This is a genomic window from Mesorhizobium sp. M7A.F.Ca.US.006.04.2.1 (assembly GCF_004022915.1).
Classification (GTDB): Bacteria; Pseudomonadota; Alphaproteobacteria; order Rhizobiales; family Rhizobiaceae; genus Mesorhizobium; species Mesorhizobium ciceri.
Window position 1 is genome coordinate 1 of record NZ_RZQA01000291.1, and the last position, 6,855, is coordinate 6,855.

The window sequence follows — 6,855 nt, forward strand, 5'->3', positions numbered from 1 at the left end:
CCACATCAGCATCTCTCTGCGCCCCTTTTCGGAAAAGTCCGGGCGCATGTCAACGCACCGTTTTGTCCAATTCCAATCGATTTAGAAAGGCTCCGGCGCACAATTCGCCGACTTGTGCCAGATTTCCCGGGAAACCTTGGCCAAACAACGGCATTGCGCAAGCGTCGTCTTCGTGGAATGACGATAGCATCCTCCCCGGAAGCCAGCGAACAGACCATTTCCCGCCAATGACCCGATCCACAGTTTTCGCGCCTTTCGAGATCATCGAGGGCGACCGCAAGCGAGGCATCGTGCTGTTGGGCGATCATGCCCGTCGCGACCTGCCCGACGACTATGGCAGCCTCGGCCTGCCCTCAGCGGAGTTCGACCGCCACATCGCCTATGACATCGGCGTCGAGGGCGTGACGCGCGAACTGGCTGCCCTGCTCGGCGTGCCAGCGGTGCTCGCCAATTTTTCGCGGCTGCTGATCGATCCCAATCGCGGCGAAGACGACCCGACGCTCATTCGCCAGCTTTATGACGGCACTGTCGTACCTGGGAATTACCCCATCGCTGCCGAGGAGCGCGAGAGGCGGCTCGACGGGTTCTACCGGCCCTATCACGACGCCGTCAGCGCCATGATCGCCTCGGTCGCACAGGCTTCCGCCCAGGCGCCCTTCATCTTCTCGGTGCATTCCTTCACCCCGGCCATGCAAGGAATCCAGCGTCCTTGGCACGTCGGCATCCTGTGGGACCTCGACGACCGCGTGGCGCGGCCGTTGATAGACATGCTGGCGCAGGACAGGAACCTCGTCGTCGGCGACAACGAACCCTATGACGGCGCGCTGCGCGGCGACACCATGTACAAGCACGCCATCGTCAACGGCTTCGCCCATGCGCTGATCGAGATCCGACAGGATTTGATATCGGACCAGAAGGGCGCGCTCGCCTGGGCCGAACGGCTGGCGCCGATCGTTGACGCCATCGACCGCCGTCCCGATATACATGTGGTGAAGATGTTCGGCTCGCGTACCGGGCCGCTATGACGGAGGTTTCGATGACCGAACTCAGCGACGAGCAGCAACGCGATTTCGAGGCGGCCGCCTTCCGCCGGCTGGTCGAGCATCTGCGCGAACGCAACGACGTGCAGAACATCGACCTGATGAACCTCGCCGGCTTCTGCCGCAACTGCCTGTCGAACTGGTATCGCGAGGCGGCCAATGCCGAGGGCGTCGATCTCACCAAGGATCAGTCGCGCGAGATCGTCTACGGCATGCCCTATGCGCAATGGCAGGCGCTCAACCAGACCGAGGCCTCCGACGCCAAGAAGGCCGAATTCGAGGCAAGGCGCCCCAAGGACCATTAAGGCCAGCGATCACTCAAGGCTGTGTTTGGCTCAAAAAATGCTTCCCGAAAGAGCCTTGACTGAAAATTGAATCGATCTAATTTGCCGCGCGAAGCCATTTCTTGCGGGATTCGCCTCATGAACGCGTCAACTGCCAAGCTGACTGCCATTCGCGGACGATGGGCGCTCGCGGCCATTTTCCTCGCCAACGGCTTCCTGACGGGCAGCTGGGCGCCGCAGATTCCGGTGTTCCTGACCCGGCTGGAGATTTCGAAGTTCACGCTCGGTCTGCTGATTCTCTTGTTTGGGGTCGGCGCCGTCGTCGCGATGACCTGGTGTGGCCATTTGATCTCCAGACATGGTTCGCGCACCGTACTGCGTTGGTTCGCGCTGTGCGGCAGCCTCGGTCTCATGGTCGTGGCGCTGGCGCCCGACGTACCCTTGGCGGCCGTTGCCATGATCATCTTCGGCGGCTCGATCGGTGGCATGGACGTTGCCATGAATGCCAACGCCGTGGTGGTCGAACGGCGGCTCTCCCGCGCCGTCATGTCGTCTTCGCACGGCTTCTGGAGTCTCGGTGGTTTTGCCGGTGGCGGCCTCGGCGGCTTTGCCATCCAGCATTACGGCCACCTCGTCCACGCGGCGGCGGTAACGGCGTTTGCCTTCGCGGTGATCGCGGTGGCCGTTCGCCATCTCCTCGCCGAAGACAGACCGCAGGCGGCCGAGCACCACAAATTCGCACTGCCGGCAAACCCGCTGGTTTATCTGATCGGGCTGATGGCGTTGCTGGCGATGATCTCGGAAGGCGCCGTGCTCGACTGGGCAGCCCTGTATCTGCGCCAGGAGCTCGGCGCCGATCTCGCCGTCGCCGGCCTCGCCTACGCCGGATTTTCAGGCGTCATGGCGGTTACGCGGTTCTTCGGCGACGGCATACGCAATCGCTTCGGCGCGGTGACGACGCTACGCGCGTCGGCCCTCGTAGCCGCGGTCGGCATGCTGGTGGCTGGCCTGGCGCCCTCGCCCTGGCTCGCCATTGCAGCCTTTGCCTTTTGCGGCTTCGGCATCGCCAATATGGTGCCGATCATCTTTTCGGCCGGCGGCAACCAGGAAGGCATGTCTTCCGGCACCGGCATGAGCGTGGTCACGACGATCGGATACTGCGGCATACTGGTGGCGCCGTCGGCGATCGGCTTCGTTGCCGAGCATTCCAGCTTCGGCCCGATCTTCATCACCATGTCGGGACTGCTGATCATCGTGTTGCTGATGGCCGGGCTCGCTCACCGCGCCGAATTCGCGCCAGCACCCGCCGAATAGCGTTTCAGCTCCTCGTGAAGGAAATCCACCACACGGCGGATGCGCACGCTGGTACGCACGTCGCGATGCATCGCCAGCCACACCGGCAGAACTGGCAGCGGCAGGTCAGGCAGCACCTTCTCAATCAAAGGATCCCTGTCGGCCAGCGGCTCCTGGCCAAGACCAATGCCGTTTCCCGCCCGCACCGCTTCCCACAAAACCATCTGGTTGTCGGCCCTGAAGCGGAAGCTGCTCCGGGTGACGGGGATGCCGTGCCGGGTAAAACCCCTGATGATCTCGTCGCCGCGGTCGAAGCCGACCAGATCGTGGTCGACAAGATCGGCAGGCTTCAGCGGACGGCCGCGCCTGTCGAGATAGGATTTAGCCGCGCAGGCGCAGAGCTCGATGTCGCAGACCTTGCGTGCCATCAGCTCGTTCTGCGCCGGCTTGACCATGCGGATGGCGATGTCGGCATCTCGACGCAGCAGGTTCTCGACCTGATTGGAGGCGACGATCTCGACCTCGATGCCGGGCTCCTCGATCCCCAGCCGCATCGTCATCTCAGGCAGGACATAGGCCGCCACGACCTCGCTGGCGGCGATACGCACCGTGCCTTCGATAGCCTCAACCGAACCCAGTGCCAGGAGTGAGAAGGCGCTTGCCTGCTCGCTGACCGCCTTGCCGCGTTCCAACAGCGTGCTGCCGGCCTCCGTCAGTTCGTAGCCGTGCCGTCCTCGACGGAACAGCGTGACGCCCAGCGCCTGTTCCAACTCGCCGATGTGACGGCCAAGCGTCGGCTGGCTGGCCGAAAGCTTCCGCGCGGCAGCCGACAGGCTGCCGGATTCCGCCACGGTGACAAAGCTCTTGATCAGGTTCCAGTCGATTTCTGTCATTCATTTATGAATATCAGAACGCCATCTGTAGTCAATTTCCATTCGCATTCGGAGCGACCATATTCCAGTTGCAGACACCAACACGGACTGCAAACACCAACCAGGAGAACTCAGATGACCAAGATCGCTCTCACCACCGCCGCTATCCTCACTTCCATCAGCGCCGCTTTTGCCGGCAGCGACAAGTTTGGTTCGAACGACGCCAGCCAGCCGGCTGTCACCAGCACCGACGACACGACCACCGCTTCGATTCACAACCCCGATGCGGCCATCCGGAAGCCGGTCACACAGGGCAGCAACCGCGATCTCTTCGGCAGCCGCTGATCCCGATCGCGCTTGCCGCTGATCTCGATCGCCCGACCGACCACCTAAATCCCAACCAGGAGTGCTTCCAATGACCAAGATCGCAATTCTCGGTGCCGGTGGCCGGCTCGGCCGCGTGGTCGCCAAGGCCTTCATCGACGCGGGCTACGAGGTCCGCGCCGTCACCCGCAACGGCAAGGTGCCGGCCGAACTCAAAGGCGCCACGGCCGTTGCCGGTGACGCTCTCGACCGCGAGGCCCTCATCCGCGCCACGCAAGGTGTCGATATCGTCTTCAACGGCCTCAACCCGATCTACACCGACTGGGGCAAATGCCTGCCGATGGCGCAGAATGTCATGGCCGCCTGCCATGCGAACGGCGCACTGCATCTCTTCCCCGGCACCGTTTACAATTACGGCTCGCCGATGCCGGCGGTGATATCGGAAGACACACCCTTCCACCCGACCACGCAAAAGGGCCGCATCCGCTGCGCCATGGAGGAGTTGTTTCGTCGCGAGGCCGACGCGGGCCGCGTCCGCACCATTCTTCTACGGGCCGGCGATTTCTTCGGCGGCACCGGCAGCGGATTATGGTTCGACCTGATCGTTGCCGCCAAGATCAACAAAGGTATCTACACCGCGCCTGGCCCGGTCGACCTCGTGCATGAATGGGCCTATCTGCCTGACTTCGCTGTGGGCTTCGTCGCGCTGGCGCGCAATCTGGACAAGCTCGGCTTCTATGAAGCGCTGAACTTTCCGGGCCACGCGGTCACCGATCTGCAGATCAAGGCCGCTGCCGAGAAGGCTATTGGTCGTCCGCTCAAGATGACTTCGATGCCCTGGTGGGTGCTGCGCGCTGGCAGCCCGTTCGTGGCGATGTGGCGCGAGATCGTCTCCATGTCCTACCTGCGCTTCGAGCCGCATCAGCTGGCTTCGATACGGCTGGAAGGCATCGTCGGCGAGATCCCGCACACGCCGTTGGATCAGGCGGTTGCTGAGGCTCTTGGCGATATCGGCATTGCCACCGTGAATGGCGTTGCGAAAGCTGCCTGACTTCCGCGATCACGGGCGCCGCCCCTCCGCACACTGAACAATCTCCCACGAGAGGGCGCCTCAGAGCCGTCCCATCAACAGCAACACCATGAGCACCACCAGCACGACGCCGACGATACCCGACGGCCCATAACCCCAGGAGCGCGAATGCGGCCAGGCCGGCACCGCGCCGATGAGGACAAGGATCAGGACGATGATGACGATGGTGGTGATCGGCATGAGAAGCCCTCGCTTCGACGTTTCGCTCAGAGACAATGCAGAGGCCGCCCGGTTGTTCCGGGCGGCCTCTGCGGTCAAATCGGCGATGGGGTCTATTCGGCGGCTTTCGGAAAGGCGATTTCCGGTTCGTCGCCTGCTTCCTGGCCAGGCCTGTCGGTCGGCGAAACCGTTCCCTTGCCGCGCCGGAACAGCCGGCGGAAAAACGCATAGAAGCGGCTGTTCTTGCTGCGCGTGAAAATCATCAGCATCGACGGCGTCACCACCAGCGTCAGCAAGGTGGCGAAGGACAGGCCGAAGACGATCGCCGAGGACAGCGAAATCCACCATTGCGTCGACGGCGCGTTGATCGTCGTCTCGTGATGGAAGATTTCCAGCCCAAGGCCGAAGGCGATCGGCAACACGCCGAGGATCGCCGACACCGCCGTCAGCACCACCGGCCGGGCGCGCTCGCGGCAGGTCTGCAGCACCGCGTCCATCTTGTCCCAGCCTTCTTCACGCAGCCGGTCATAGGTGTCGATCAGCACGATGTTGTTGTTCACCACCACGCCGGCCAGAGCGATGACGCCAATGCCCGACATGACGATGCCGAAGGTCTCGCCTGTGATCAGCAGCCCCAGGAACACGCCAACCGTCGCCATGACCACGCAGGACAGCACCATCAGCACGCTGGTGAATTTGTTGAACTGCATCAGCAGCACCAGGAAGATCAGGAAGATCGCCGCCCCGAAGGCCTTGCCAAGGAAGGCGCTGGCCTCGGCGCTGTCTTCGTTCGAGCCGGCCAGCTTCCAACGTATGCCGCTGCCGAGATCCATCCCGGAGACGGCCTTGTTGACCTCCGCCTGCACGGCCGCGACCTGGGCGCCTGCGGCAACGTTTGCCTGGACGACCACCGTGCGCGCGCCGTCGATACGGTTGAGGATACCAACCGTCGGCTCCGGCTTGCGCACGACGAAATTCGAGATCGGCACCGAGCCTTGCGAGGTCTGCACCCTGAGCTCGTCGAGCGTCGACAGCGTGCGCCGGTCTTCCGGCAGACGCAGCCTGATGTCGACGGCGTCGTCGGCGCCGGCAGGCCGGTATTCCGAAAGCTTCAGCCCGTTGGTCACCAGTTGCACCACTGTGCCGACAGCGGTTGGGCTGATGCCATATTGCGCTGCCTTGGCACGGTCGACCTCGAGCGCCCAGTCGACGCCGGGCGGCGGGAGGCCGTCGGAAATGTCGATGACGCCAGGCACCTTGCCGATGCGTGCCGCAACCGCGCGCGCTTTGTCGTCGAGCCCCTTGGGGTCGACGGCCGAAAGCCTGATCTGGATCGGCTTGCCGGTCGGCGGACCGGCCTCCGGCACGCGCACCTCGACATCGACGCCGGGAATGCCGGCCATGACGCCGCGCAAATCGTTCAGGATCTGGTTCGCCGACTTGCGCTCGCGCCAATCTATGAATTCGTACTGGATGACGCCGACGACGTCTTCAGGGACATCCTGGCCGCCGCCTTGTGTCTTGCCGACGCGGGTGTAGACCGACTTGATGCCGGGCCAGCCGAGCATCCTGTTTTCGGCAATCTTGGTCGCCGTATCCATTTCGGCCAGCGAAAGGTTGCCGCGCGCGTGCACGTAGAGCAGGCCGTAGTCGGGCTCGACACTGGGGAAGAATTCGACACCGGCGCCATATTTCGAATAGGCAAAGCCGACGCCGAACAGCAGAGCGACCGTCAGCAAAACCACCGTAATCGGAAACCGCACCGCCTGCTTGACGATCGCCATGTACCAGCC

8 protein-coding genes are annotated in these 6,855 nt (G+C 63.3%); 5 read left to right on the forward strand and 3 right to left on the reverse strand.

Translation table 11 applies throughout. The annotated features are described in order from the left end of the window. Positions 1-227 precede the first annotated feature (227 nt). The 3 genes from EN925_RS16910 to EN925_RS16920 all read left to right on the forward strand — a co-directional run bounded on the left by EN925_RS16910 (position 228) and on the right by EN925_RS16920 (position 2,638). Positions 228-1,025 carry an N-formylglutamate amidohydrolase gene (locus EN925_RS16910; protein ID WP_127384596.1) on the forward strand — a complete coding sequence of 266 codons (798 nt, stop codon included), beginning with the start codon at positions 228-230 and terminating at the stop codon, positions 1,023-1,025. An 11-nt stretch (positions 1,026-1,036) separates the two neighbouring features. Continuing rightward, positions 1,037-1,345, forward strand: coding sequence for a DUF1244 domain-containing protein (locus EN925_RS16915; RefSeq protein WP_013529201.1), 309 nt, complete (start codon positions 1,037-1,039; stop codon positions 1,343-1,345). A gap of 117 nt (positions 1,346-1,462) precedes the next feature. Further along, positions 1,463-2,638: an MFS transporter gene (locus EN925_RS16920; RefSeq protein ID WP_064993272.1), complete on the forward strand. Its 1,176-nt coding sequence runs from the start codon at positions 1,463-1,465 to the stop codon at positions 2,636-2,638. Here the strand turns inward: EN925_RS16920 and EN925_RS16925 are convergent. Next, positions 2,602-3,510 (reverse strand): LysR family transcriptional regulator, encoded by a 909-nt coding sequence (locus tag EN925_RS16925; protein ID WP_127369959.1) that lies wholly within the window; start codon positions 3,508-3,510, stop codon positions 2,602-2,604. The two genes, EN925_RS16920 and EN925_RS16925, sit on opposite strands and share 37 nt — an antisense overlap. Positions 3,511-3,624: 114 nt before the next feature. Between EN925_RS16925 and EN925_RS16930 the strand changes: the two genes are divergently transcribed. Further along, entirely contained in the window at positions 3,625-3,834 is a 210-nt protein-coding gene (locus EN925_RS16930; protein ID WP_127384597.1) for a DUF680 domain-containing protein, read from the forward strand. A 70-nt stretch (positions 3,835-3,904) separates the two neighbouring features. Next, complete coding sequence (locus tag EN925_RS16935; protein WP_127370181.1) at positions 3,905-4,864, forward strand: SDR family oxidoreductase; 960 nt, start codon at positions 3,905-3,907, stop codon at positions 4,862-4,864. Between the two features lie 60 nt (positions 4,865-4,924). Here the strand turns inward: EN925_RS16935 and EN925_RS16940 are convergent, their stop codons facing one another. Both EN925_RS16940 and EN925_RS16945 read right to left on the reverse strand, forming a co-directional pair. Further along, on the reverse strand, positions 4,925-5,083 hold the full coding sequence (locus EN925_RS16940; RefSeq protein WP_013529196.1) for a DUF3309 family protein: 159 nt from the start codon (positions 5,081-5,083) through the stop codon (positions 4,925-4,927). A gap of 92 nt (positions 5,084-5,175) precedes the next feature. Then, on the reverse strand, positions 5,176-6,855 hold a 1,680-nt coding region (locus EN925_RS16945; RefSeq protein WP_164894245.1), incomplete at its 5' end, for an efflux RND transporter permease subunit.